The organism is Mesorhizobium kowhaii (assembly GCF_042431665.1).
Lineage (GTDB): Bacteria > Pseudomonadota > Alphaproteobacteria > Rhizobiales > Rhizobiaceae > Mesorhizobium > Mesorhizobium kowhaii.
This window is the reverse complement of record NZ_JBHLYT010000053.1, coordinates 566,085-590,854: the sequence shown is the minus strand read 5'-3', so window position 1 is coordinate 590,854 and position 24,770 is coordinate 566,085. Positions and strand designations below refer to the sequence as shown.

The window sequence follows — 24,770 nt, the reverse complement described above, 5'->3', positions numbered from 1 at the left end:
CCACTTAAACAGCGAATGCGAGCCGTGGACATTTTCATACAGCAGATACTCAACGGGCTTTCGATCGCCAGCGTCATCACGCTGATCGCCATTGGCGTGACCTTGATCTTCGGCCTGACCGGCATCATCAACTTCGCCCATGGCGAATTCCTGATGATCGGCGGCATCGTCACCTGGCTTGCCGTCAGCGCCGGCCTCGGCTTCCCGCTGGCGGTGGTGCTGGCGATCCTGGCGGTCGGGCTGATGGGCTACATTCTCGAGCGCGGCCTTTTCCGCTTCACCCTGGAGCGGCCGACCAACGGCTTCATCGTCTCGCTCGGCCTCATCGTCGTGCTGCAGCATGTCGTCGTGCTGTTCTGGAATCCCAACCAGAAGAGCATTCCGCGCCCGCTGACCACTGTCTGGGAGGTCGGCGGCGTGCGCATCGCTTCCGTTCGCGTCATGGTCATCGCGATCACCATTGCGGTGGTGGCGCTGAGCTTCCGGATGATCACGGCAAGCCGCTACGGCCGCGCCTTGCGGGCGAGCGTCGAGGACCGCGATACGGCCGCCCTGATGGGCATTCCGGTGCGCCGCTACATCACCGGCGTGTTCGTGCTCGGCAGTGCGCTGGCCGGGCTTGGCGGCGCGCTGCTGATCGCGCTGTTTCCGATCACGCCGTTCACCGGCGGCACCATGGTCATGAAGGGCTTTGCCGTCGCGCTGATCGGCGGGCTCGGCAACATCTACGGCGCCGTCGCCGCCGGTCTCATCCTCGGCATCGTCGAAGGCTTCAGCGCCGGCTACGGCTTCTCGCAATGGACCGACGCCTACTCCTTCGCCCTGATGATCCTGGTGCTGATCGTTCGCCCGCACGGCCTGTTCGGCGGCACCAGCGGACCCAGGATGGCATCATGAAGGAAGGCCTCCACCAGGATCGCGCCGGTTCCGCCTCTAGGGCGTTGCGATCCCTGCTGCCGGTGCTGGTCATCCTGGCGCTGATAGCAGCTGTGCCTTTGTTCTCGCCAAGCAACCGCTTCCTGTCGCTGGCGATCTCGGCCGGCATCAACGTGATTGCGCTTTACGGCCTTTCGGTGCTGTTCGGCCAGACCGGCATCCTGTCGATGGGGCACGCCGCACTGGTCGGCGTCGGCGCCTATGCGGCAGCGATCCTGGCGCGTGATTTCGGCGTCGGCTTCTGGGCAGCGCTGCCGGCGGCGGCGCTCGCGAGCGCCGTGTTCGCGATGATCGTCGGCATTCCGTCGATGCGTGTCGGCGGCCACCACTTCGTCATCATGACCTTTGCCTTCGGCCAATTGCTGGCCATCGTGCTCACCAATGGCGGCGACTATACCGGTGCGGCGACCGGGCTCGACCTGGTCGGCCCGGTCACCCTGCTCGGCGCCGATATGAGCGACCTGACGCGCTACTATCTGATGGTGGTGGCGTTCGTGACGGTCGCGGCGGTGGCGAGCTGGGCGATCATCAACTCGTCCTATGGCCGCACGCTGCGCGCCATCCGGGAGAACGAGAAACTTGCCGCCTCGCTCGGCATCAATGTCGGCCGGCACAAGATCGGCGCGTTCGTCGTCAGCGGCATCTTTGCCGGCATCTCCGGCGTGCTGCTGGCCCATTTCCTCGGCCACATCTCGCCGTCGCAGTTCTCCTCCTTCCCCAGCATCTACCTGGCGCTGATGGTCATGATCGGTGGCGCCCGCCTGATCGAGGGACCGCTCGCCGGCGGCATCCTGGTCGCCTTCCTGCCGGAAGTGCTCAACCTCGACCCGGTCCAGTCGCGCATCGTCTACGGCGTTTGCCTGATCGCGGTGATCATGCTGCTGCCCGATGGCCTGATCGGCGGCATCGTGCGAGCGCTTCGCGCGGCGTTTTCGGCCAAGCCGAAACAGGAGACGGAACAGCGCGACGCGGCGGAGGCGCGGCAATGAGCCCGATTCTGGCGATCAGCGGCCTGAGCAAGCAGTTCGGCGGCGTCACCGCACTGGCCGGCGTCGACCTCGCCATCGAAGAGGGCGAAATCCTCGGCGTCGTCGGTCCGAACGGCTCGGGCAAGACGACGCTGTTCAATGTCGTCACCGGCGTCCACAGGCCGAGCGGCGGCAACGTGCTGTTTCGCGGGCAAGACATCACCGGTCTCAAGCCGCATGCCATATCGCGGGCCGGCATCGGCTACACCTTCCAGCAGGCGATGGCCTTTGCCGGCCTTGGCGTGCTGGAGAATGTCCAGATCGCCGGCGAACATGTCCGGGCGAGGGCAGGCAGCACCGCCAACCCGTGGCCGACACCGCAGGCACTGCTCGATTTCGTTGGGCTGAGCGCGGTTGCGAGCGAGAAGGCCGGCGTGCTGCCATTCGGCAGCCTGCGCCTGCTCGGCCTTGCGCTGGCGCTGGCCACGCGGCCGTCGCTGCTTTTGCTCGACGAACCTGCCGCCGGCCTCAATGATCGCGAAACCACCGCCCTGGTCGGACTTGTCCGCCAGCTTTCCGGCCACGGCATCACCGTCTGCGTCATCGACCACGACATGAAGCTGATGCAGATGCTGTGCCGGCGCCTCGCCGTGCTCGATTTCGGTTCCAAGATCGCCGACGGCCCGACCGAGGCGGTGCTTGCCGATCCCAAGGTGCTGGAAGTCTATCTGGGAGGCGATTTGTGAACCTGCTCGCCGTTTCCGATGTCGTCACCGGCTACGGGCCGACGATCGTCAACCGCGGCGTCTCGCTGACGCTGGGCGAGGGCGAGATCGTCACCATCCTCGGCCCCAACGGCGCCGGAAAGTCGACGCTGCTCAAGGCCATCGCCGGGCTGATCCGGCCGCGCGCCGGCAGCATCTCCTTCGATGGCGCCGAGGTGACCGGGCTTGCCGCCGATGTCATGGCCAGGCGCGGCGTCGTGCTGGTGCCGGAAGGGCGCAAGATATTCGTCGACATGACGGTCGAGGAGAATTTGCGTCTTGGCGCCTATGCGCGCCGCGACGATGCCGCCGTGGAAGTCGATTTCGCGACGATGCTGGCCTTCTTCCCGATCCTCGCCACCAAGCGGCGCGACAAGGGCGGCTCGCTGAGCGGCGGCCAGCAGCAGATGCTGGCCATTGCACGCGGGCTGATGACGCGGCCGCGCGTGCTGTTGCTCGACGAGCCGTCGCTGGGCCTGTCGCCGCTGCTGGTCAAGGAGATCAAGGCGATCATTCTCGGCATCGGCGAGCGCTTCGGCGCTTCGGTGCTGCTGGTCGAGCAGAATGCCGGCCTGGCGCTCTCGGTCGCGTCGCGCGGCTATCTCATGCAGAACGGCCGCATCGTCGTCTCAGGCGCAATCGCCGAATTGCGCGACATGTCGCTGATGCGCGAACTCTATCTCGGCGGTGTGGCTGGATGAGCGCTATGAGCAACCATTCAGTCGTGGCTTGCCCTGTCGCGCAACTCCTCGAAGCGGGCATAGCTCTTGGTCAGATGGCTGCGCATGGCGCGCCGCGCCGCGTTGACATCCCTGGCCTCTATGGCCGCGAGAATGGCGCGATGTTCGCGCTGCATCCGCGCCAGGTACTTTTCCCGCTCGGGAACGGTCATCCGGTCGAGCCGCGTCCATTGGCGCGGGATCATGGCGCTGCCGAACGTGTCGAACAGCCGGGTGAAATTGGCGTTCTGCGTTGCCGCGAGAATGGCGCGATGGAAGCCGAAATCCTCTTCCGAGCCCGACCCGCCGGCGCGCACCGCCGCCTCCAGCGCGTCCAGCCGCGAACTCATCTGCTCAAGCGCCGCGTCGCTTCGCCGCTCGGCGGCAAGCCCGGTCGCTTCGACCTCGATACCCATGCGCAGCTCCAGCACGCGCAGCACCTCGTCGATCGATTCAAGATCGTCCGGCAGGATGGAAAAGGTCCTCGGCAGCGGATCCTTGGCGACGAAGGCGCCGAGGCCCTGCCGCGTGGTGATCAATCCCCGGGCGCGGAGTGCTGCAAGCGCCTCGCGCACGACGGTGCGGCTGACGCCGGTGGCGGCGACGATCTCCTGCTCGGTCGGCAGCCGCTGGCCCGGCGCCAAATCGCCGGATTCGATCTGCGCGATCAGCGTGTTGACGAGCCCGGTCCGCAGATTGGGCGCTTGCGGTATGGCGTCGAAAAACATGGGCTCCGCCATCGGGGGACTCCGGTCCGATTCTCCGGCAAAGGATTGCATCGACAGGTGCCCGCCGCAAGGTGACGAAATGCGGCCCGCCGGCGCGGGTCACGGTTGGAGGATTGCATGAAAGAACGCGTAGGCTTCATCGGTTTGGGCAGCATGGGCGCCGGCATGGCCGACAATCTGCTGCGCAAGGGCTGGCCGCTGACGGTCTGCGTGCACCGCAGCCGCACTGCCGCCGACCGGTTGATAGAAGCCGGCGCCACCGAGGCGGCAAGCCCACGCAAGCTCGCCGCCGCCTGTGATGTCGTCATCCTGTGCGTCACCGGCTCGCGTGAGGTCGAAATGCTGGTCAAGGGGCCGGATGGCCTTGCCGCGGCAGGCAACCCGCTGCTGGTCATCGACTGCTCGACCTCCAACCCGTCATCGACGACGGCGCTGGCGGTTGAACTCGCAGCACTTGGCGTGATGCTGATCGATGCGCCGCTGGCGCGCACGCCCAAGGAAGCTGCCGAAGGCAAGCTCGACGTCATGGTCGGCGGCCCGGCCGAGGCCGTCGCCCGCGCGCGACCGGTGCTCGAGGCGTTCGCCGCGCGCGTCGTCCACACCGGCCCGACCGGCAGCGGCCACACCATGAAGCTGCTCAACAATTTCGTCTCGATGGGCTATTCGGCGATCTATTCGGAGGCGCTGACGCTCGGCGTCAAAGCCGGGCTGACGCCGCAGGTCTTCAACAGCGTCATCTCCGGCAGCCGCATGGATTGCGGCTTCTACCAGGCCTTCTTCGATTTCGTCCTGAACCGCAACGAGAACGCCCAGCGTTTTGCCATCGTCAATGCGCTCAAGGACATGACCTATCTCGCCTCTTTCGCTCAAGCCGCGGATGTCGCCAACCCGATTGGTGCGGCGGTGCGCAACGGCTTCGCCACCGCGGTCGCAACCGGCCATGGCGAGAAGTTCGTGCCGGCCCTGTCGGATATCATCGCCGGCCTGAACGGCGTGTCGCTGGTGGGGCCGCCGGAGATGTGAGGGCCGGACCGATAAGGTACGGCCCGAGAGGTCATCAATTTAGGGCAGCGGGATCGGCTTGTCACTGAGTGTGCGCAAGTAGGCGATCACGTTGACCCGTTCGGTCTCGTCCGGGACACCAGGCGTCTCCATCTTAACGCCCGGCGTGGTGAGCATGGGCCCGAAGAGATATCTGTTCAGGTCCTCGTACGTCCATACACCTTCCCAGCCCAGCAAGGCGTCGGAGTAACGCATATTTGCCATGGATGCCTTGTCGCGGCCGACGACGCTCCACAAGTTCGGTCCTGTTTTGGTCACTCCCTTTGGCTCGGCGTTGTGGCAACGGTCACAAGCGTGGGTGAAGTAGGTTCGGCCTTTCTCGACATCGGCAGAAGCCAACTTCATTGAGATCGGGGCTGGTGTTGGCAAGACGACGCCGTGCGACAAGAGATAGTCGGCAACTTCGCGTTGCCCCCTGCTTTTTGCCAGATGGAGCGGCGTCTTGCCGTCCATTGTCTTCGCATTCACGTCTGCGCCGGCCTCAACCAGTGCCTTCACGCAGTCGAGACAATCGAGAGTGACGGCGACATGAAGGGCGAATTCGCCGCCACGGACGGAATTTGGATCTGCACCGCGCTCCAGCAACAGATTTAACAGATCGATCTTGCCTACCCCCACAGCCGCCATCAGCGGGGGACCCAAAGCCGTCTGGGCGTTGACGTCCGCACCACGTTCTATGAGCAGTTTTGCCGCTTCGATGTGGCCCATCCAGACCGCAAAATAGAGCGGCGTTGCGGTTCCATCACTCTCATCTATGCCGGCGCCTGCATCGAGCGCCGCCTTGATCGCTGCGACATCGCCGTTCATGGCGGCGTCGTGAATGTCGGCGGCATGCGATACAATCGGGATGTATGCAAGCAGTAGTGGAATGAAGAGCAAGGACATGCGCATTTGGCATCTCCCAAGGCAAACCGCCGTACGCGTCACGCTTTCAAGGCGGCAAAAGTATACCACGAATGCCTGATCGTAGCCACGCACCATCGGTGCGACGCGACCGAGATACGAACGTTCGTGAGTTCACGTGGAGGTTGGGCGAACATCCCGCCCCGTCGGCCACACCATGAAGCTGCTCAACAATTTCGTCTCGATGGGCTACTCCGCCATCTATTCGGAGGCGTTGACGCTCGGCGTCAAAGCCGGGCTGACGCCGCAGGTCTTCAACAGCGTCATCTCGGGCAGCCGCATGGATTGCGGCTTCTACCAGGCTTTCTTCGATTTCGTGCTGAACCGCAACGAGAACGCCCAGCGTTTTGCCATCGTCAATGCGCTCAAGGACATGACCTATCTCGCCTCTTTCGCTCAAGCCGCCGATGTCGCCAACCCGATTGGCGCGGCGGTGCGCAACGGCTTCGCCACCGCGGTCGCAACCGGCCATGGCAACAAGTTCGTGCCGGCCTTGTCGGATGTCATCGCCGGCCTGAACGGCGTCTCGCTGGTCGAGCCGCCAGAGATGTGACGGGGCCGGACCGATAAGGCGCGGCGCAGGGCGTGCTATTAGGCGATTGTATGTTTGACAGACCCGGCCGTTGACGAGCCGAATGGCCACTCTATCGGACGTTCCGTATTTTAGCCAATCGACATATGGCTTCATGCAGTCGTCATGAAGGCGATGCAAAGTTAGCAATACCGAAAGGGCACGATCCTCTCACTTTCGGTGTTCCCAACTGACCTCCCAGGCCCGGTTTCAAGCCGGGCTTTCTTTTGACGCTCGGGGGCCAGCTTCGACCGGATTTCCTTGACGGCGTTTGCGACGGCGTCTGCGGTCGTGAGGTCGAGGGCCAGGTCCAGGATGCCCTCCGTTGTCTGAATCGAAAGGATGCCTAGAAGGCCCTTCTCATCCTCGAACGTACTGACGTGAATCTCGGTCGGCACGAAAGGCAGAGCCTTTGTAGTGCGGCGCATCGATCACCTATCTCCCCCAAGCGGCGACAATCGCGCACCCAGGTTACGATTTCAAGCGGGCCGTAGGCTACCCAGCGGTAGGGGAGCCTAACTGGTCATAGCGAAAGAATGGCCGGTGCAGGGATGCTTGGGTGAAGCGTGCCGCACCGGCCACTGCGGGATAGGCTTCGATTTGGGATCGTCCCCCCGCACTGCCAACGCTATAGGCATATTAGCTATGGCTCAACTAGGACTGAAGTCCCTTGGTCACCGGGGCGGACCTGTCCCGAACCATTGCAAGCCGCCGTCCAGCGGTACTATTTCAGCGGCAGGAACAGCTCCGCGACCGTCTCATGCTCCGGCACCTCCGGGAAGAAGCTTAGCCGTTGGCAATAGATCGGGAAGTCACGTGCTTCCTCGCCGCTGGCCGGCAGCCACTCGCGATAGAGGTAGAGCGCGGCGGGCTCCAGATTGTGGGTGTTGCCGACGACGCGCAGCGTCCGCCGGGGATCTCGCCGGCCTTGATCTGCTCGCCGTTCGCCTCGATCGGTTGGTCGGTCCCGACACAAAGGTCCACGCTGTAATCGGCAGGCGACGCAGGACGCCGCTCGGAACGCCAGACATTGAAGGTCGGACTTGTCTTCGGCGACAGGCCAGCGGCCTTGCGCCACGCGATGAACTTCTGGATGGTGGCGCCGAGCGTCGCTGGGTCGCCCCGATGCTCCACGATCGCCACCGGCGTGGGGGCCACATCGCGGATCGTCACGTCGTCAGTGGTAAAAGTCTTCTGCATGAGCTTGCTCCTGGCGTTGTCGAGAGGCCCGAAGGCCGCAAGCCACGGCTCCCAGTCGGGAGACTTCCGGAACGACGAAGGCGATTGTCCGAACCGTTGCCGAAAGGCGCGGGCGAAGGCATCCGGTGCGTCGTAACCGGCATCCATCGCTATGTCCGTGACGCTTTGGGCGTCTGTGTAGGCCAGCCGGTACGAAGCGCGCTTCATACGGGCAAGCTGGACATAGCGATGCACGGACAACCCGAAGGTGGACATGAACTGCCGGTGGAAATGGTATTTCGAGAACGCCGCGACGCCGCTCAACGCTTCCAGGCCCAGATCGTCGTCCAGATGCTGGTCTATGTGGTCCAGCACCCGCTGCATTCGGGCATGGTAGTTTTCAAGTGCCGCCTTCACCGTCTCTTCCTCCGTGGCGACACCAGCTAGGCCCTTCCGGATATGTCGCGCTCGACCGATCTTGCGATTTGGCACGGATCGACAGGTGCCTGCCAGCAACGGCTTGCAGGCAAGCCCGATCAGCGTTTCACCATCGTCAATGCGCTGAGGATATGACCTATCTCGCCTCTTTCGCTCAAGCCGCTGATGTCCCAACCCGGTCGTTGCGGCGGTGCGCAACGGCTTTGCCACTGCGATCGCAACCGGCCATGGCGAGAAGTTCGTGCCGGCCCTGTCCGATGTCATCGCCGGCCCGAACGGTGTTTCTCTGGTTGAGCCGCCAGAGGGCGGGGCGACACATAAATGCGGAATGACCGAGATTGGTGGTTAGCGAACGCGGCCTGCCAGCGCCGTTGCATTGGCGCCGTCTCAGGTCGAAAATGCCCCCATGGAAGCAGTCCGATTTCCCAAGCTCACGACACCAAGGCTCGTGCTTCGGGCGCCGAGCGAACGGGATATCCCAGCATGGTTTGCGCGCGCGACGGATGTCGAATCCGCCTCCCTTGCCGGCGATCCCGTTCCCGACGACATAAGCGCAGGCGAGCGATGGTTCGCCCGTTCGCGTCAGCGGTTCGCTGACGGTAAGGCGATCCAGTGGTCCATAGACCAAGCAGGAGTATCGGACGCGATCGGGACGATAACCCTGTCCTTCGGCGCAACCGACGCCAAGGCAGCCGCATTGGGATTTGTGCTGGCGCGTGCGCATTGGGGGCACGGACTGGGCAGCGAGGCGGCGCGCGAAGTCCTCCGCTACGCCTTTGAAACTCTGGCGCTTGAACAGGTGACGGCCGAGGCGGCGGCGCGCAATTTCGCGTCGCTGCGGATATTGGCGAAGCTCGGCTTCAAACATAGCGAGAGCTTCATCGATGAGTCCGACGGCGAGCGCTGCGAGCGTTTTGCGCTCGACGGAGACATCGGATCGTCACTGTTGGCGAGCAACGCGATGCCAGCCGATATGACCTGACCGACTTCGGTCATTCGCAATCACCCCAGTACAGGCGGCGTAGGATCGTAGCTGATGGCGACGATACCCGGATATCTGTGGGCGAGAGCGAGAATTTGGGTCTCAAGCTCGCAGTTGTAGGCCATAAGCGCCTTCACGGTCTCAAGGGGACTTTCGTAGCGGGCTATGAGCTTCTCCGCTTCGGCGTGCAACTCGGCCTTGGATTCAGCGTCCAGGTGCATCGTGGCCATTGCGGTCTCCCCTAGCGGCTTGCCCGGCGCGGGGCCGAGAGCGCGTCAAGTCGCTCTTGAAGGTGCCCGTTGAGAACGATCATTTCCTTGAGCGCCTTCATCACGTCGCCCTTGTGGACTGCAATGAAATCCTCGGCGTGGGCCTGGAGGGCGGCCTCTTGACGACTGTTGAGTGTCACAATGCGATCCATGGCAATTCCTCCAAACGCTGCAAGGTCGCAGTGAACAAAAAGGGAACGAAAATGTCAAGAGCGAATTGACTCGGAGAGGAATACGTTCCTATTTTTTGGCCATGCCGGAACAGAGCAGACGACCGCGCCGCCTTGTGCAGACCCTGTGCCGAGCGCATGAGGTTGGTCAGCTAGTCCGTGTCCGGTGCATCAACTGCAACATCACTCGCCACTACCTGCCGGGGGACCTCGCCAGGCTGGTCGGGGACATTCCGTTTTGGGACGTGGCCCGACACATGCGTTGCGAACGGTGCAGACGCCGCGAGCTTGACGTGGATATCCTGCTGCCAAGCGCATCGGAAGGCATGAAGATACGCGTGAGGCGGCTTGTCGAAATCCGCATGGTGCGAAAGGTGGTCTGGAGGGATGAAGACTAACAGGGACCGCCATGTAATAAGCTGACTTTGGACACGTTTGCGCTTAGTTGTCGTATTTTGATTTAAGTGGGAGCTGGAATTGAGAGCATACTTGGTCGAAGCGGACGGAACTGCGGAAGACATTGATGGTCGAAAAATTTTCTTCTCCTTCCAACGATTCAAAGATGAAATCTGCAAAAAGGGCTATTGTTTTGTGTGCGGCGCCGCCCCGAATAAGTCATTCAACAATGAACACATCATCCCAAATTGGGCTCTAAGACATTGCGGTATGCATCAGGAGACTCTGACACTGCCAACCGGGAACAGAGTGAAATACGGCACTTACAAAATTCCTTGTTGCAAAGATTGTAATAGTCGCCTCTCGGAAATCTACGAAACTCCTGTGAGTAAGGCGATCTGCGGTGGATACGAGAGCCTGATCACCTATCTCAAGGAAGGCGGTTCTAGCCTCATCCGGGCATGGCTCGCCCTGATCTTTCTGAAAGTGCACCTAAGGGATTTTAAAAACAGGATTTCGTTGGACAAGCGCCAAGAGCTAGGGGTGATCGGCGACGAATACGAACTAAGCGATTTACATCATATTCATGCCATAGCGAGAGCGGAAACGGCCGGAATCGAAATAGATGACAGAGTTTTTGGAACTCTTATGATTCTGAAAATCGACCCTTCGTTAGGAGGTGACCCTTTCGACTATTGCGATAACCTAGCTGGACGAACGCTTCTTATTCAAATCTATGACATTGCGCTGATATATGTTATCGATGATTGCGGTGCCACAGCAGGAATGCTCAGCGAACAGTTAAAATCAATGCCCAATCCTATTTCTGAAATACAGTTGCGGGAGGTTTACGCACGACACCTAGCCGCCAACATACATATCAAAAAAAGGCCGACCTTCCGGACGGAATTAGTTGGCCATGGCGGCCATCCCCGTATTACAGTCACCCTCCCGAATTTCGAAATCCATCCGTTTGAGCCATCCATATTCGGCCGCGTTCTTGTCGGGGCTCTTGGGAACCTTACGGAGGGCATTGTAGTAGACGGGAAAACCGGTAGCGCTGCTCTTGATATCGTCGCGACCGGGCGCGTGTCTTTTCTATTCGATGAGACCGGCGCGGTGAGGAGGAGTACTACCACCGATAAAGCCACAGCCTAAAGGACGGCCCAATGTGACTCTAAGCCTACCGTGACGGGTGGTCAAAACAGCGATCCTTGTGCAGGTGCTTGCTGCGGAAACTTGATCTGTGTGGCCGGCTTCTCGACAATCACAAGGGCAACATCCGGGGCCGTACGTTGCAACCGCTTGGCTTCCGACCACGGCGCTGTCAGCCAGGTCTCCGTTTCCTCTTGCGTCCTCAAGATGACCGGCATGGCCTTCTCGTGGATCGGCTTGATGAGGGCGTTGGGGGCGGTCGTCATGAAGCCGTAAAGCTCAAAGTCGCCTGGGCCATCCTTGACCTTGCGCACCCCATGCCACGGCGTCCAGAGGCCAGCGAAGAAGAACAGCGGGCGGTCCTTGTTGAGCGCGAACCAATAGTTTCGCTGGATGCCTGTTTCAGGGTCCTTGTCGCCGTGCGTTGGGCTGGGCTCGGCAAAGCTCGTCACGGGCACCACACAGCGGTTCGTGACGCCAACAAACTGCTGCCAATGGCCGTACTGTGGATTGCGTATGTTGGTGGTGCCGTAATCCGCCTTGCCTTTCATCCGCTCAATGGGTGTCGGCATGCCCCACAGTAGATTGGCAAGCTCCCGCTGCCCGTCCAGCGCATTGCGCACCACCGGGCCGGGTTGGTTGGGATAGATGTCAATGGACGGCTCAAGGTTGCCCAAGATGTCCCGCAAAGTCCGGGTCCATTGGCGGACGGCTTCTTGCGACGTGGTGATGTTGTAGAGGTTGCACATGGTTACACTCTGCCGTGAGAGTGGTCCTCCGACTAGTCGAAAAATTCGGACGAAACTGCACCTTGCAGTCCCCCAATTCCCGCCGAATCGAAGATGGGAGCTACGGCTGGCGTGCCTTTGCCGGCCTTTGGCGTGGCATTGGATGCGAGGAAGGCAGCACCAAACCACGCGCTGTGCCGTAACCTTCATTTGCGTCGGCATATTCGTCAGCGGGGGGAAGGCTTCGCAGCGCAAGGGACAATCCGCGCACATGGTCGCAAGAAATGGTGGCGACGTTCCGGCTCGTGGACTCGGCCAGCCGTTGCCCATACAATCTCGGTCCTGCTGAAAGGCAAGGTCCGACATGACCGAAGGATGCGTCCAACGCCGTCTTGCCGCAATCCTGGCGGCTGACGTGGTGGGTTATACGCGCCTGATGGGCAGCGACGAGGCCGGCACACTTGGCGAACTGAAGACGATACGGGCCTACCTTATCGACCCGAAGATGGCCGAGCACCAAGGCCGCATCTTCAAAACGACTGGCGACGGCGTCCTCGCCGAGTTTCCAAGCGTCGTGAACGCCGTGGCTTGTGCCGTCGCCGTGCAGCGTGCCATGTCGGATCGCAACGCGGCCCTGTCCGAGGATCGAAAGATACAATTGCGCAAAGGAATCAACCTCGGCGACGTGATCATCGAGGATGACGATCTATTCGGTGACGGCGTGAACGTGGCGGCGAGGCTCGAAGGCATCGCTCCCGTTGGAGGTGTCATGGTTTCGGGCACGGTGCGAGACCATCTCGGAAATCGGCTTGACCTGCAATTCGACGATATTGGCGAGCAGATGCTCAAGAATATTGAGCGGCCCGTGCGAGCGTATACGGTGCGTCTCGGTGGTCCTGCAGCAGCACCGATTTCGCAGCCCTCGCTTTCTGACAAGCCCTCCATCGCCTTGCTGCCTTTCGTCAATATGAGCGACGACCGTCAGCAGGATTATCTCGCGGATGGTATTACAGAAAACGTCATCACCGGCCTGTCGCGGTTCCGCGATCTTTTTGTCATCGCGAGCAATTCGACGTTTGCTTACAAAGGCAAGGCCACGAAAATACAGGATGCGAGCCGGGAGCTGGGGGTTCGCTATATCCTAGAGGGCAGTGTGCAACGGTCGAAAGAGCGCGTCCGAATAACGGCCCAGCTCATTGACGGTAAGACTGGCCGGCATCTCTGGGTAGAGCGCTATGATCGGGGCATTGATGACATCTTTGCGGTGCAAGACGATGTGACCGAAAGGATTATTGGCAGTCTCGCCACCGCCTATGGCGGGCGACTGTTGAAGGTCTGGCACGAGCGGCCAGAGGCAGCGGGCACACGGAACTTTGAAGCCCTAGACTATTTCGTGCGCGGCATGGAGTTTCTCAACCGTTTCACGAAAGAGGACAACTTGCGTGCACGCGAACTCTTTGAGAAGGCGGGCGAACTCGATCCGAAGTTTGGGAAAGCGTTTGCGAAGCTCGCTTGGACGCACATGATCGACGCCAACGACGGTTGGAGCGATAACCCCGACGTCTCACTGGCAAATGGCCTGAAATACGCCACCCTTGCTGTCGAACGCGATGACTCAGAGGCATGGGGGTACTATGCACTCGCTGCACACTGCCTATTCAGCCGACAATACGAACGCGCTATCGTTGAGTATCAACGCGCCCTTGAACTCAATCCAAATGATGCCGACGTGCTCATGGATTTTGGTTCCTGCCTAAGTTATTCCGGGAGGGCACCGGAGGGCCTTGAGACAGCGCAAAAAGCCATGCGTCTCAACCCTCACTATCCCGAGTGGTACGTTCTACAGATTGGCCAGATTTACTACGACGCTCGCAGATATCATGAAGCGATTGCGGCGTTGGAAGGTCTACGAACCCTCGACACCGTATATCTCCACTTGTACTTGGCAGCGAGCTACGCGGCGTTAGGGAGCGAAGACGAAGCGCAGCAGGCCATTGAGCACGTTTTGCAGCTGGAGCCACGAGCCACAATCACGATGAGAACGAGCCCGGAAATGGCGCCATACAGGAATTCAAGTGATTTGGAACACTTTCGCGAGAACTTGCGCAAGGCGGGCCTGCGGGAATAAGAAAAAAAGCAGACGCTTTGCCATCTGTACCCGGTGAGCGTCGGCTCCTATCCGCCGTCTCTTCGTCAGCCTTTCGACAGCGCGCGAAAGCGGGGCTGTCGCTCCCGCCATCAATTTTATTGCACCAATTTCAGCCGATAGGGCGCCTTGGTCCGCCGGCGCGTTCCATGTCGCACCAGGCGTGACCAGTTTCGTCAGTTTGTTGATACATGAGCCTTGCGCACCAAAAGATCGCGCACGATGTCTTTCGTTGCGTGTTGGACATGGGAACGGGCGGACAGAGCCGCCGCAGTCCCCAAGGTGCAGGCGGGCGACGCTACCCGGCGGCCTGCTTACGGATAGCCTTCCTCAGTCGTGTGTGCCGCACCGGAGATGCTGTCTCCGCCACGGCCTCACCATCATCCAGTCCAACACGCAACGCAGCGCCCGCCAGATGGTCGCGCATGGCCTCCTGCGCCTCCTGAACATCGCCGGCGCGGATGGCGGCCAGGATGCGCTCGTGTTCGCCGAGCGTGATGCGTGCCATGTCGTCTGATTTCTGCTGGTTGCCGGCAGCGAGAATGCTTTCGCGCACACGCTCGGAAACAAACACCAGGAACTGGCCCATGTAGCTGTTGCGCGTCGCCTCGGCGACGGTGCGGTGGAATTCGAGGTCGCTGCGCAGCCAGGCGACGCTGCCATACGGGGCCGCGCGCATGCCGGCGAGCGCATCGCCCATCGCGGTGAGATCGGCTTCGGTACGCCGCTTTGCGGCAAAGGCCGCCGCCTGCACCTCGAGTATGCCGCGCAGTTCGAACAGGTTGCGGAAGGAGTCGGCGCGCTGCAGCGCCTCATAGTCGATGGTCAGCACCGTCGGGTTGTTGCTCTCCACCACGAAGGCGCCGCGCCCCTGCTGCGACCAGATCCGGCCTTCCGAGCGCAGCCGCGCGATCGCCTCGCGCACGACGTTGCGGCTGACCCCGAACGTCGTCGCCAGCGCCTGCTCCGTCGGCAGCTGGTCGCCGGGCTTCAGGCGCCCCTGCGCGATCTCGCGCGAGATCGAACTCGCAACCAGGGTGGAGAGGTGCGGACCGCGATTGACCTTGTCGAGCTTCAGCGTCATCGCTCACCTATAGACCATGATTGGCCTTGCTTGCCAGAATGCGGCCATTGCTCAGGATGTGGCGCGGGTCGAAGGCTTGCTTGATGCCTGCCGCCAGATCAAGCGTCACCGGATCGATCCGTTCGAGGAACGCCTTCTGCTTGACCCGGCCGATGCCATGTTCGGCGCTGATCGAGCCGCCATAGCGGTCGACGACGGCAAAGATCTCGGCTTCCGCCTCTTCGAACAGATGCTCCACCGCTTGCGGTTCCATGCCTTCTGGCGGCACCACGTTGAGATGGATGTTGCCGTCGCCGACATGGCCGTAGGTGACGGCCAGCGCGTCCGGTCGCGCTTCCTGCAGCGCCGCCAGCGCATCGCTGACGAAGTCGGAGAGTTTCGAGATCGGCACCGAAACGTCGGTGCGCAGATAACGGCCGCCGCGGCCCTGGCGCTCGACCATGATCTCGCGGTAGAGCCACAGCCGCTCGGCCTGCGCCCGGGTCGATGCCACGATGCCGTCTTCGACGATATCGGCGACGCCGCCGAGAAAGCCCAGCAGCATCGCGGACAGGTCGATCAACCCGCCGGAGGAAACCTCGATCAGCACATAGGCCGGATAGGCTTTTGTCAGCGGATCGGGAAAATCCGCACCCTCGCGCATGGTGATCTCGATGCCTTGGCGCAGGATCAGTTCGAAGGCGGTGAGAAGGTCACTGCAGTCGCGTCGCGCTCGCGCATAAAGCGCCATCGCGTCCTCGACGGAACGCAAGCCGACCAGCGCCGTCTCGATCTGCGTCGGCTTGGGAAAGAGCTTTAGCGCCGCGGCGGTGACGATGCCGAGCGTGCCTTCTGAGCCGATGAAGATCTGCTTGAGGTCGTAGCCGCGATTGTCCTTGCGCAGCACCTTCAGCCCGTTCCAGACCCGGCCATCGGCCAGCACCACTTCCAGGCCAAGCACCAGGTCGCGCGTCATGCCGTAGCGCAGCACGTTGAAACCGCCGGCATTGGTGGCGACATTGCCGCCGATGCGGCAGCTGCCTTGTGCCCCGAAGGTGATCGGCAGCAGGCAATCGCTCTCTCCGGCGGCGCGCTTGGCGTCCTCGAGGATGCAGCCGGCCTCGACCACCATGGCGAAGTCGATCGGGCTGATCGAGCGGATCCGGTTCATGCGCTCCAGCGAGATGACGATTTCGCCGCCATCCGCCGCCACCGCAGCACCCACGAGCCCGGTCAGGCCGCCTTGCGGCACGACGGGAATACGCTCCGCGTGGCAGTGCCGCATCAGCGCCGACATCTCCTCGACCGAGGCCGGACGCGCGACCGCCAGCGGGCGGCCGAAATGGTCGCCGGACCAGTCGCGGCTGTAGCGCGCCAGATCCTCGTCCGCGGTCAGCAGCCCGCCATTCGGCAGCACGCCGGCAAGGGCCGCTATCAGCGATGCGGAGGTGGGCGGCACGACATTCATGACCTGGCTCGGGACCCTCTGGGAAAACGACTGGACAACCACCGTTCTTGTCGTGTTATCATACAACCCTGATTTAGAACATCAAGCGAGGCCATGTTCCCGCCAGCCGTTTGATGTGGATGGTCAGACCAGCAAATCACCTGACGCGGAGGACTTTCCCAATGAGCGACGCCCCGGGCTTTCGCTATATGCACACCATGATCAGGGTGCTCGACCTCGACAGGTCGATCGCCTTCTACACCGAGGTTCTCGGCATGACCTTGCTGCGCCGGGACGACTATCCCGGCGGCAAGTTCACCAACGCCTTTGTCGGCTATGGCCCGGAGGACAAGGAGGCCGTCGTCGAGCTGACGCTGAACTGGGGCAGGGAAGAGCCCTACGAGATCGGCACCGGCTTTGGCCATCTGGCGCTCGGCGTCAACGACATCTACGCCGTCTGTGCCGAGCTCGAAAAGCGCGGCGCCAAGATTCCGCGCAAGCCCGGGCCGATGCAGCATGGCACCACCCACATCGCTTTCGTCGAGGACCCGGACGGCTACAAGATCGAGCTGATCGGTCTCGACACGATGTAGCGACCTGGTCAGGCGGGGCCGCATCGAGCCTTTGATGCGACCCCGTCCGGTCCGCGCTTGCTTGGGAGGCGGTGCGGATGGATCTGTCACTTGATGACCGCGATCTTGCTGCGGTCGATGGTGATGGCGACGGCGGCGATGAGCACCGCGCCGAACACCATGTTTTCCAGGAAAATGTTGACGCCGACGAAGGTCATGCCGATGCGCACGATCGAGATGATCAGCGCGCCGACCGCCGTGCGCGCAACGCCGCCCAGCCCGCCGGTGATGGCGGTGCCGCCGACGATGACGGCGGCAATGGCCGGCAGCAGCAACTGGTTGGCCAGAACCGGCGAGCCGCTCGACAGCCTGGCTGCCAGCACGACGCCGGCGATGGCGGCCAGCATGCCGGAGGCGGCGAAGGCGATGATCTTGGTGCGATCGACATTGATGCCCGCCGCCCATGCGGCTGGCTCGCCGGCTCCCACCGCAATCGCCTGGCGGCCAAAGCGCGTGTAGCGCAGCGCAAGAAAACTGGCGATGCCGATGACCGCCGAAATCAGCACCACCACCGGCAGGCCGGCGACCGTGGCGTTGATCCAGGCGGTGTTTTCGCGGCCGCCTTCCTCGATGGTGATGGCGCGGCCGTCGGATACCCACAGCGCGATGCCGGTGACCACGCCACCGGTGGCGAGCGTCGCCACGAAGGACGGAACGCGCAGCTTGACATGGACGATGCCGCTCAACGTTCCGAAGGCAAGGCCGGACAGGATCGCCACCGGAAAGGCGGCCAGCCCAAGCGAGGGCAGCAACTGCGCCAGGATGACGCTGGCCAGCGAGGCGACCGCCTGGATCGACAGGTCGATGCCGCCGAGCAGGATGGCGAAGGTGACGCCGGTCGCCAAGATGAACAGCACCGCGGTGTTGGCGAACAAAAGCGCCACGGTCTCGCCGGTCAGAAAGCCGGGCGCGGCGATTTCGATGATCAGCAGCAGCGCGACAAGCAGGACCAGCGGAATGGCGCCTTGCGTCCACTTGCCTTCGAAGATGCGCCTGGTGGAAAAAGCTTCATTCATCGGCTCATACCATTGCCCGCAACAGTTCAACCTGGTTCGGCTTGTTGCCAGGGCTGGCATCGAAACGCGCGGTGATCTCGCCGTCGCGCATCACCAGCACCTGGTGCGACAGGCCGATGGTTTCCTCCAGCGTGTCGGAAATCAGCAGGATCGCCACGCCTTGCGCCGAGAGATCGCGGACCAGTTCGTAGACCTCCTCCTTGGCGCCGACATCGAGGCCGCGCGTCGGATGGTCGAGCACAAGGATGCGCGAGCCCGCCGTCATCCAGCGCGCCAGCACCACCTTCTGCTGGTTGCCGCCGCTGAGCTTGCGGCAGGCGGCGTCTGGGCCGGGCGCCTTGATGCGCAGCCGTTTGATCCAGTCGGCGGCGAGCCTCCGCTCCTTGCCATAGTCGATCGCACCATGGCGCATGACGCTCGACAGGTCGGCCAGCGAAATGTTTTCCGCGATCGACAGGAACATCACCAGTCCCTCGAGCCTTCGCTCGCGCGGCACATAGCCGATACCCCTGCGCACCGCGGGTTCCGGCGAGCCGAAACGCACCGCGTCGCCGGCGATTTTCATTTCGCCAGCGTCGTGCTGGAGGAAGCCGCCGATGGTGCGCGTGATCTCCTCGCGGCCGGAGCCGACGACGCCGGCAATGCCGACGATCTCGCCGGCCCTGATCTTGAGGTCGACGCCATGATAGGCGCCGCCCGCGCCCAGCCCTTTTGCCTCGACCATGACCGTCTCGCGCGGCTGCTGTTGACGAGCCTCGCGGTAATACTCCGCCTGCAGCCCGCGCCCGACCATGATCTCGTGCAGCTCCGGCGCAGTGACTTGCGCGGCGCGGTGTTCGGCGACGACCGCGCCGTCCTTCATGGTGTAGACGCGGTCGGAGATATTAAGCACCTCGTCGAGACGGTGCGAGACGAAGACGAAGCTGGCACGCGATTTGAGCGACCGCACGCGCGCGAACAGCACCTCGATATCGGCGGCGTTGAGCACCGAGGTCGGCTCGTCGAGCAGGATGAGCAGCTGTCGCTCGACCACTTCCTCCAGCGTCAGTGCCTTGGCGAGCTCCACCATCTGGCGCGCGGCGAAGGTGAGCTCGGAGGTGCGCGCCGTGACGTCTATATCGATGCCGATCTTGGCCAACTGGCGGCGCGCCGCCGCGTTCATGGCGCGCCAGTTGACGATGCCGAAGCGGGTGAAGCGGTCTTCCTCGCCGAGATAGATGTTTTCGGCGACCGTCAAATTGAGCACCAGCGACTGTTCCTGGAACACCATGCCGATGCCATGCCGGGCCGCGTCGCGCGGACTGCGCATGCGGAGCTGCCCGCCGTCGAGGGTGAGGCTGCCGCCATCCGGCCGGTAGCTGCCGGCCAGCACCCGCATCAGCGTCGATTTGCCGGCGCCGTTCTCGCCGATCAGCCCGACCACTTCGTTTGGCCGGACCTCGATGCTGACGTCCCGCAGAGCCTGGACGCCGGGAAAGTTCTTGATGATGCCGGAAGCGCTCAGCATGGCGGTCACTTGACTATTCTGAGGCGGACGCGGTCGAGCGACAGCGCCACCGCGGCGATGATCATCAGGCCCTGCACCGTCTGCTGGATGTAGGGCGAAATGCCGAGCAGGATCATGCCGTTGGCGAGCACGGTGACGATCAGCACGCCGATCAGCGTGTTGACGACGCCGCCTTCGCCGCCGGTCAAAGCCGTGCCGCCGACAACGACGGCGGTGACCGCAGCAAACAGCCTGCCGTCGCCGATGACGGCATGCGACTGGCCGAGCTGAGCGGCGGCAAGCACGCCGGCAATGCCGAAGAAGAAACCGGCCAGCGCGAAGGCGGTGATGCGCACGCGCACCACGTTGACGCCGGAAAGCTTGGCCACGTCCTCGTCACCGCCGATGGCCAGGATGTGACGGCCGAGCTTGGTGTGATACTGGATGATGGCGGCGAGCAGGAACGCCCCGGTCGCAACCCAGACCGCCAGCGGCAGGCCAAGGAAACGGGTCAATGCCAGGTCGCGGATCGAGGCGTCGTTGAGCCGGATCGCCGAGCCGCCGAGCATATACACCGACAGGCCAAGGCCGATGAACCACATGCCGAGCGTCGCCATGAAGGACGGGATCCGCAGCATGGTCTGGACGAGACCGCTGACGAAACCCATGGCGGTGCCGGCAACGACGGCGGCCAGCACCGCCCACCAGCCATAATCATTGCCATTGCCGTCATTGGCGGCGAGCAGCACGACCACCATCGCCGCCACCGACAGGGTGCCTTCGACCGAGAGGTCGATGCTGCCCATCAGGATGATGAAGGTCAGCCCCATCGCCAGCGTCAGCGGCACGGCGGCAGAGTTGGCGAGGCGGACCAGATTGCGCAGTTCGATGAAATTGGGATTGGCAATGGCGATCAGCACGCACAGCACGATCAGCACCGCCAGCGGCGCCAGGCTGCGCCAGCGCCTGCCACCGAACACAGTGGCGATGCGGCCGGGGAGAAATGTCATAAGCGTCGTCCGCTCGATGTCCGAAACGGACTTCAGGGGTTCTGTATGGATTGTCAAGAAACCGCTTCCCGTCTGCTGATGACAGTCGCCGATGCAATGCACGACGACGATAAAAGGGAGCGGGCCGCCAGGGAGCAGCAGCCCGCCCCGGTGGTCAGGTCCGGATGGCTCCAGTCACCCGACCCCACAGATCGTTCCAGTCGATCTCCGGTTTCGCGTCGACATTGGTCTTGTAATATTCCTCGACATTGTCGTGCGAGATCAGCACCGCCTTGCCGTAGAATTCGCGATGCTCCGGCGGCTCCTTGACCGGGTCGAACTTGCCGATCTTGGCGTTGTAGCCGATGGCCAGTCCCATGCCGCCCTGCCAGAACGGATCCGAGGTGACGGTGCAGGCGAACTCGCCGGTGCGCACGGCGTCGACCGCCGTCTTGATGCCGTCGACACCGACGATCGGCACCTTGCCGGCGAGGTTCTCGGCACGCAGCGCCTCGAGCGCGCCGGAGCCCATATCGTCATTGGCAGCCCAGATGCCCTTGATGTCGTCGCCGAAGCGGGTGAGCAGGTTGCCCATCAGGTCGAAAGCCTCGGTCGATTTCCAGTTGGCGACCTGGAAGTCGAGCAGCTTGATGTCGGGATTGGCGGCGAGTGCCGCGTCGAGGCCCTTCTTGCGCTCGATCGCCGCGGTGGTCGAGATCAGGCCGCCGAGTGCGACGATGCCGCCCTTGCCGCCGATGGTCTTGAACAGGATCTCGGCGATGGTCTTGCCGCTTTCGATGCCGTCGAACTCGATGTGCGAAACATAGTTCGGGTTGAAGTCCTTGGGGTGCAGATCCCCGGGCTTGTTCCATTGCGTCACCACGTAGGCGCCGGCCTTGGCGCAGGCCTCGACGATCGGCCGCGCATCAGGCGTGTCGTTGGGATCGGAATTCAGCACCATGTTGCCGCCGGTCTTGGCGAGCATCGCCTTGATGTCGGCGATGCCTTTCTCGCTGTTGCCTTCCGAAACCAGCGTGACGTGTTCGAGCCCGGCCCATTTGGCGTAGGCTTCGGCGCCGGTCTTCCACACCGCATGGTAGGGGTTGGACAACGACCGGATCGATGTCACCAGCGTCGGCTTTTCCTGGGCGCGCAAAACCCTCGGCATGGCGAGCGCCGCCATTCCGGCGGTGGCGCCCATCATCAGCGTCCGGCGGCTGACCGTGCCGGAAAGCGTCAAACTTGTCCTGTCCTTCATTTTCAAACCTCCCATTGAAATCCGTTTCCCGCCCGGCGGCTTGCGCGGGGAGCGCGGCCGGGCCTCCGATCGATGGATTGTCAAGCTCCTCTACTTGTACGACAACCCTTCAACACGATAACCATACCCTTTCTCTTGACGCGGCACAAGCGACTTGAGATCGTCGCACGCGGGAGGGCAGGGCGCTGATTTTGCCCATGCATGGGAGCGAGAATGTCGGATTACATCATTGTCGGCGGCGGCTCGGCCGGTTGCATTCTGGCCGCCCGGCTGAGCGAGGATCCGGACCTGTCCGTCGTCCTGCTCGAGGCCGGCCCGCCCGACACCGATCGTTACATCCATCTGCCCGTCGGCTTCTTCAAGATGACGGCAGGGCCGCTGATCTGGGGCTATGACACGGCGCCGGGCAAGGCGATCGACGGCCGCACCATGGTCTACCCGCAGGCGCGCGTGCTCGGCGGCGGCTCCTCCATCAACGCCCAGGTGTTCACCCGCGGCTGCCCGCAGGATTACGACGGATGGGCTGTTGACGATGGCTGCGCCGGCTGGAGCTACGCCGAGGTGCTGCCCTATTTCCGGCGCTCCGAGGGCAACGACACCTTCGCCGGCCCACAGCACGGCACCGATGGCCCGCTCGGCGTTTCCAGCGGCGCGCCGCATCCGCTGACCCGGGTCTTCGTCAAGGCGGCGCAGCAGGCGGGTCTTCCCTTCAGGGCCGACTTCAACGCCGGCCAGCAGGAAGGCACCGGATTCTACCAGACGACGACGCGTCAGGGGAAACGCAGCAGCACGGCGGTCGCGTATCTCAGGCCGGCGCGTGGCCGCAAGAACCTGACGCTGCGCACCGGCGCCACGGTGAGCCGCATCGTTGTCGAAAATGGCCGCGCCATCGGCGTCGAAATCATCGTCAATGGCCATGCCGAGTTGCTGCGCGCCGAGCGCGAGGTGATCGTCACCGCCGGCGCCATCGGTTCGCCCAAACTCTTGATGCTGTCCGGCATCGGCCCGGCCGCCCATCTCGGCACGCACGGCATCAGGGTGATCCACGATCTCGCCGGCGTCGGCCAGAACCTGCATGACCACATGGATGTCGACGTCGTCGCCGAACTCAACGGGCCGCACGGCATCGACCGCTACAAGAAGAAGCGCTGGCAGGCCGTCGCCGGCCTCGAATACGCGCTGTTCGGCAAGGGACCGGTGGCCTCCAACATCGTCGAAGCCGGCGGCTTCTGGTGGGGCGACCGCGCGGAGAAGACGCCGGACATCCAGTTTCATTTCCTGCCCGGCGCCGGCGTCGAGGAAGGCATCGGCTCGGTTCCCGGCGGCAATGGCTGCACGCTGAATTCCTACCATGTCCGCCCCCGTTCGCGCGGCAGCGTCACGCTCAGATCAGCCGATCTGCGCGATCCGCCAATCATCGATCCCAACCCGTTTGCCGAACGCTACGACCTGGAGCGCGCCGTCGACGGCATCGAGATCAGCCGCGAGATCCTGTCTCAGCCCGCCTTCGCCAAATACATCAGCCGGGAACACCTTCCGGGTGCGGCAATGAAGGGACGCGCGGCGCTCGAAGCCTTCGCCCGCGAGCATGGCCGCAGCGCCTACCACCCGGTCGGCTCCTGCCGGATGGGCGGCGACGCGCAAAGCGTCGTCGATCCCGAGCTTCGCCTGCGCGGGCTTCAGGGGCTGCGTGTCTGCGACAGTTCGGTCATGCCAAGCATCGTGTCGTCAAACACCAATGCCGCCGTCATCATGATCGCCGAAAAGGCAGCCGACATGATCGTGGGGCGGAGTCCGTTGCCGGCGTAGAGCAATTCCAGGAAAAGTGTGAAACGGTTTTCCGTCCGGAATTGCGTCAAAACAAAGAGATAGAGCTTAATCGTCCGGGAACATCGAGCGCGGCGGGAAGTCGGCGCGGCTGTAGTCGACGACGATGAACTTGCCGCCCTGGTATCGCTCCACGACCGGATTGTCCGTCACCTTGCCACGGACGCGCTCGGCCTGGCTGTCGGAACTGTCCTGCGGCGTCCAGCCGATCTTGTGCCTGGCATCGTGCCGCCAGAAACCGCGGCTGTTGTTGGACTGCCCCCAGATCACCGAGCAGCCGACGTGCTCGGCCTCGGCGCAGCGCTCGATCAGGCTGATAAAATCGCTGTGGGATATCCAGGTCGACAGGATCCTTTCGTCCGGAACCTCCGGCAGCACCGAGCCGATGCGGATCAGCACGCTTTCGACCGCATGCTTGTCCCAATACAGCCGCGCCAGCATTTCGCCATAGGCCTTCGACAGGCCGTAGTAACCGTCCGGGCGCAGCAGGCAGTCCTGGTCGAGGATCTCTGTCCGCTCGTAGAGGCCGACTGCGTGCACCGAGGAAGGAAAAACCACGCGTGCCTTCTGGCTGCGCGCCGCCTCGTAGATGTGGTAGCTGCCCCGCAGATTGGGGCCGAGCACCGTCTCGAAGGACTGCTCGGTGGATATGCCGCCGAAATGCAGGATCAGGCCGCATCCCCGCGCGAGATCGTTCACCGCCTGCTGGTTCTCGAGATCGACAATGTCGAAGCTTGCGTTTTGCGGCAGTTCGATCGGCAGGGGCACGACATCGGTGAGCCGCAAGGTCCAGCCGAGCGCTGCCAGCCTGACTGAGAGCAGGCGTCCAATCGTACCGGATGCCCCGGTCAACAGCACCGGCCTGTCGGAGAGAGCCAATCCCTGTCCTTTCATGATAAGGAAATCGGGAGACATGTTCGCGCCGGCCCGGCAAGGCG

23 protein-coding genes and 2 pseudogenes are annotated in these 24,770 nt (G+C 62.9%); 11 read left to right on the top strand and 14 right to left on the bottom strand.

Annotation, left to right across the window (positions count from 1 at the left end):
- The first annotated feature begins 15 nt into the window (after positions 1-15).
- From ACFFNA_RS30165 to ACFFNA_RS30150, 4 genes are read left to right on the top strand one after another with little or no spacing between them, the layout of a single operon-like run.
- Positions 16-897 (top strand): branched-chain amino acid ABC transporter permease, encoded by an 882-nt coding sequence (locus ACFFNA_RS30165; RefSeq protein WP_095080594.1) that lies wholly within the window; start codon positions 16-18, stop codon positions 895-897.
- Entirely contained in the window at positions 894-1,925 is a 1,032-nt protein-coding gene (locus ACFFNA_RS30160; protein WP_378923498.1) for a branched-chain amino acid ABC transporter permease, read from the top strand. The genes ACFFNA_RS30165 and ACFFNA_RS30160 overlap by 4 nt, the downstream gene beginning before the upstream one ends.
- Complete coding sequence (locus ACFFNA_RS30155; protein ID WP_378923497.1) at positions 1,922-2,650, top strand: ABC transporter ATP-binding protein; 729 nt, start codon at positions 1,922-1,924, stop codon at positions 2,648-2,650. The genes ACFFNA_RS30160 and ACFFNA_RS30155 overlap by 4 nt, the downstream gene beginning before the upstream one ends.
- Positions 2,647-3,369, top strand: coding sequence for an ABC transporter ATP-binding protein (locus tag ACFFNA_RS30150; protein ID WP_378923496.1), 723 nt, complete (start codon positions 2,647-2,649; stop codon positions 3,367-3,369). The genes ACFFNA_RS30155 and ACFFNA_RS30150 overlap by 4 nt, the downstream gene beginning before the upstream one ends.
- Before the next feature lie 17 nt (positions 3,370-3,386).
- Here the strand turns inward: ACFFNA_RS30150 and ACFFNA_RS30145 are convergent, their stop codons facing one another.
- Positions 3,387-4,127 carry a FadR/GntR family transcriptional regulator gene (locus ACFFNA_RS30145; protein WP_378923495.1) on the bottom strand — a complete coding sequence of 247 codons (741 nt, stop codon included), beginning with the start codon at positions 4,125-4,127 and terminating at the stop codon, positions 3,387-3,389.
- A 105-nt stretch (positions 4,128-4,232) separates the two neighbouring features.
- On the opposite strand from ACFFNA_RS30145, the gene ACFFNA_RS30140 reads away from it, so the two are divergent.
- Positions 4,233-5,138, top strand: a complete 906-nt coding sequence (locus tag ACFFNA_RS30140; protein WP_378923494.1) for an NAD(P)-dependent oxidoreductase — start codon at positions 4,233-4,235, stop codon at positions 5,136-5,138.
- A 39-nt stretch (positions 5,139-5,177) separates the two neighbouring features.
- Here ACFFNA_RS30140 and ACFFNA_RS30135 read toward each other — a convergent pair whose 3' ends face one another.
- The gene (locus ACFFNA_RS30135; RefSeq protein WP_378923493.1) at positions 5,178-6,068 is read right to left on the bottom strand and encodes an ankyrin repeat domain-containing protein; all 891 of its coding nucleotides are present in this window, start codon (positions 6,066-6,068) and stop codon (positions 5,178-5,180) included.
- 160 nt (positions 6,069-6,228) lie between these two features.
- Between ACFFNA_RS30135 and ACFFNA_RS30130 the strand changes: the two are divergent.
- Positions 6,229-6,633 (top strand): annotated as a pseudogene (locus tag ACFFNA_RS30130) (NAD-binding protein); the annotation flags it as partial.
- A gap of 161 nt (positions 6,634-6,794) precedes the next feature.
- Here ACFFNA_RS30130 and ACFFNA_RS30125 read toward each other — a convergent pair.
- Positions 6,795-7,079, bottom strand: a complete 285-nt coding sequence (locus ACFFNA_RS30125) for a hypothetical protein (protein ID WP_378923492.1) — start codon at positions 7,077-7,079, stop codon at positions 6,795-6,797.
- A gap of 296 nt (positions 7,080-7,375) precedes the next feature.
- A pseudogene (locus ACFFNA_RS30120) lies at positions 7,376-8,247 on the bottom strand (AraC family transcriptional regulator).
- A gap of 397 nt (positions 8,248-8,644) precedes the next feature.
- Here ACFFNA_RS30120 and ACFFNA_RS30115 point away from each other — a divergent pair.
- The gene (locus ACFFNA_RS30115; protein WP_245446219.1) at positions 8,645-9,250 is read left to right on the top strand and encodes a GNAT family N-acetyltransferase; all 606 of its coding nucleotides are present in this window, start codon (positions 8,645-8,647) and stop codon (positions 9,248-9,250) included.
- A 20-nt stretch (positions 9,251-9,270) separates the two neighbouring features.
- Here the strand turns inward: ACFFNA_RS30115 and ACFFNA_RS30110 are convergent, their stop codons facing one another.
- Both ACFFNA_RS30110 and ACFFNA_RS30105 read right to left on the bottom strand, forming a co-directional pair.
- Positions 9,271-9,480 (bottom strand): hypothetical protein, encoded by a 210-nt coding sequence (locus tag ACFFNA_RS30110; protein WP_378923491.1) that lies wholly within the window; start codon positions 9,478-9,480, stop codon positions 9,271-9,273.
- Between the two features lie 11 nt (positions 9,481-9,491).
- On the bottom strand, positions 9,492-9,671 hold the full coding sequence (locus tag ACFFNA_RS30105; RefSeq protein ID WP_378923490.1) for a hypothetical protein: 180 nt from the start codon (positions 9,669-9,671) through the stop codon (positions 9,492-9,494).
- A 507-nt stretch (positions 9,672-10,178) separates the two neighbouring features.
- Between ACFFNA_RS30105 and ACFFNA_RS30100 the strand changes: the two genes are divergently transcribed.
- On the top strand, positions 10,179-11,243 hold the full coding sequence (locus ACFFNA_RS30100; protein WP_378923489.1) for a hypothetical protein: 1,065 nt from the start codon (positions 10,179-10,181) through the stop codon (positions 11,241-11,243).
- 41 nt (positions 11,244-11,284) lie between these two features.
- On the opposite strand, the gene ACFFNA_RS30095 is transcribed toward ACFFNA_RS30100, so the two are convergent.
- Positions 11,285-11,989: an SOS response-associated peptidase gene (locus tag ACFFNA_RS30095; protein ID WP_378923488.1), complete on the bottom strand. Its 705-nt coding sequence runs from the start codon at positions 11,987-11,989 to the stop codon at positions 11,285-11,287.
- 343 nt (positions 11,990-12,332) lie between these two features.
- On the opposite strand from ACFFNA_RS30095, the gene ACFFNA_RS30090 reads away from it, so the two are divergent.
- Entirely contained in the window at positions 12,333-14,096 is a 1,764-nt protein-coding gene (locus ACFFNA_RS30090; RefSeq protein ID WP_378923487.1) for a tetratricopeptide repeat protein, read from the top strand.
- 316 nt (positions 14,097-14,412) lie between these two features.
- On the opposite strand, the gene ACFFNA_RS30085 is transcribed toward ACFFNA_RS30090, so the two are convergent.
- Together ACFFNA_RS30085 and ACFFNA_RS30080 are read right to left on the bottom strand one after the other, a co-directional pair.
- Entirely contained in the window at positions 14,413-15,198 is a 786-nt protein-coding gene (locus ACFFNA_RS30085; protein ID WP_378923486.1) for a FadR/GntR family transcriptional regulator, read from the bottom strand.
- Between the two features lie 7 nt (positions 15,199-15,205).
- Positions 15,206-16,645 carry an FAD-binding oxidoreductase gene (locus ACFFNA_RS30080; RefSeq protein WP_378923485.1) on the bottom strand — a complete coding sequence of 480 codons (1,440 nt, stop codon included), beginning with the start codon at positions 16,643-16,645 and terminating at the stop codon, positions 15,206-15,208.
- Positions 16,646-16,806: 161 nt separating this feature from the next.
- Between ACFFNA_RS30080 and gloA the strand changes: the two genes are divergently transcribed.
- Positions 16,807-17,217: a lactoylglutathione lyase gene (gene gloA / locus ACFFNA_RS30075; protein ID WP_258609516.1), complete on the top strand. Its 411-nt coding sequence runs from the start codon at positions 16,807-16,809 to the stop codon at positions 17,215-17,217.
- 86 nt (positions 17,218-17,303) lie between these two features.
- On the opposite strand, the gene ACFFNA_RS30070 is transcribed toward gloA, so the two are convergent.
- The 4 genes from ACFFNA_RS30070 to ACFFNA_RS30055 form a co-directional block, all read right to left on the bottom strand.
- Positions 17,304-18,272, bottom strand: coding sequence for an ABC transporter permease (locus tag ACFFNA_RS30070; protein ID WP_378923484.1), 969 nt, complete (start codon positions 18,270-18,272; stop codon positions 17,304-17,306).
- Between the two features lie 4 nt (positions 18,273-18,276).
- Entirely contained in the window at positions 18,277-19,779 is a 1,503-nt protein-coding gene (locus ACFFNA_RS30065) for a sugar ABC transporter ATP-binding protein (protein WP_378923837.1), read from the bottom strand.
- 5 nt (positions 19,780-19,784) lie between these two features.
- The gene (locus ACFFNA_RS30060) at positions 19,785-20,825 is read right to left on the bottom strand and encodes an ABC transporter permease (protein ID WP_378923483.1); all 1,041 of its coding nucleotides are present in this window, start codon (positions 20,823-20,825) and stop codon (positions 19,785-19,787) included.
- Between the two features lie 97 nt (positions 20,826-20,922).
- The gene (locus ACFFNA_RS30055; protein WP_378923482.1) at positions 20,923-22,005 is read right to left on the bottom strand and encodes a sugar ABC transporter substrate-binding protein; all 1,083 of its coding nucleotides are present in this window, start codon (positions 22,003-22,005) and stop codon (positions 20,923-20,925) included.
- A 213-nt stretch (positions 22,006-22,218) separates the two neighbouring features.
- Here ACFFNA_RS30055 and ACFFNA_RS30050 point away from each other — a divergent pair, with 213 nt between their 5' ends.
- Positions 22,219-23,814 carry a GMC family oxidoreductase gene (locus tag ACFFNA_RS30050; protein WP_378923481.1) on the top strand — a complete coding sequence of 532 codons (1,596 nt, stop codon included), beginning with the start codon at positions 22,219-22,221 and terminating at the stop codon, positions 23,812-23,814.
- A gap of 66 nt (positions 23,815-23,880) precedes the next feature.
- On the opposite strand, the gene ACFFNA_RS30045 is transcribed toward ACFFNA_RS30050, so the two are convergent.
- Entirely contained in the window at positions 23,881-24,711 is an 831-nt protein-coding gene (locus tag ACFFNA_RS30045; RefSeq protein ID WP_378923480.1) for an NAD-dependent epimerase/dehydratase family protein, read from the bottom strand.
- Positions 24,712-24,770 lie beyond the last annotated feature (59 nt).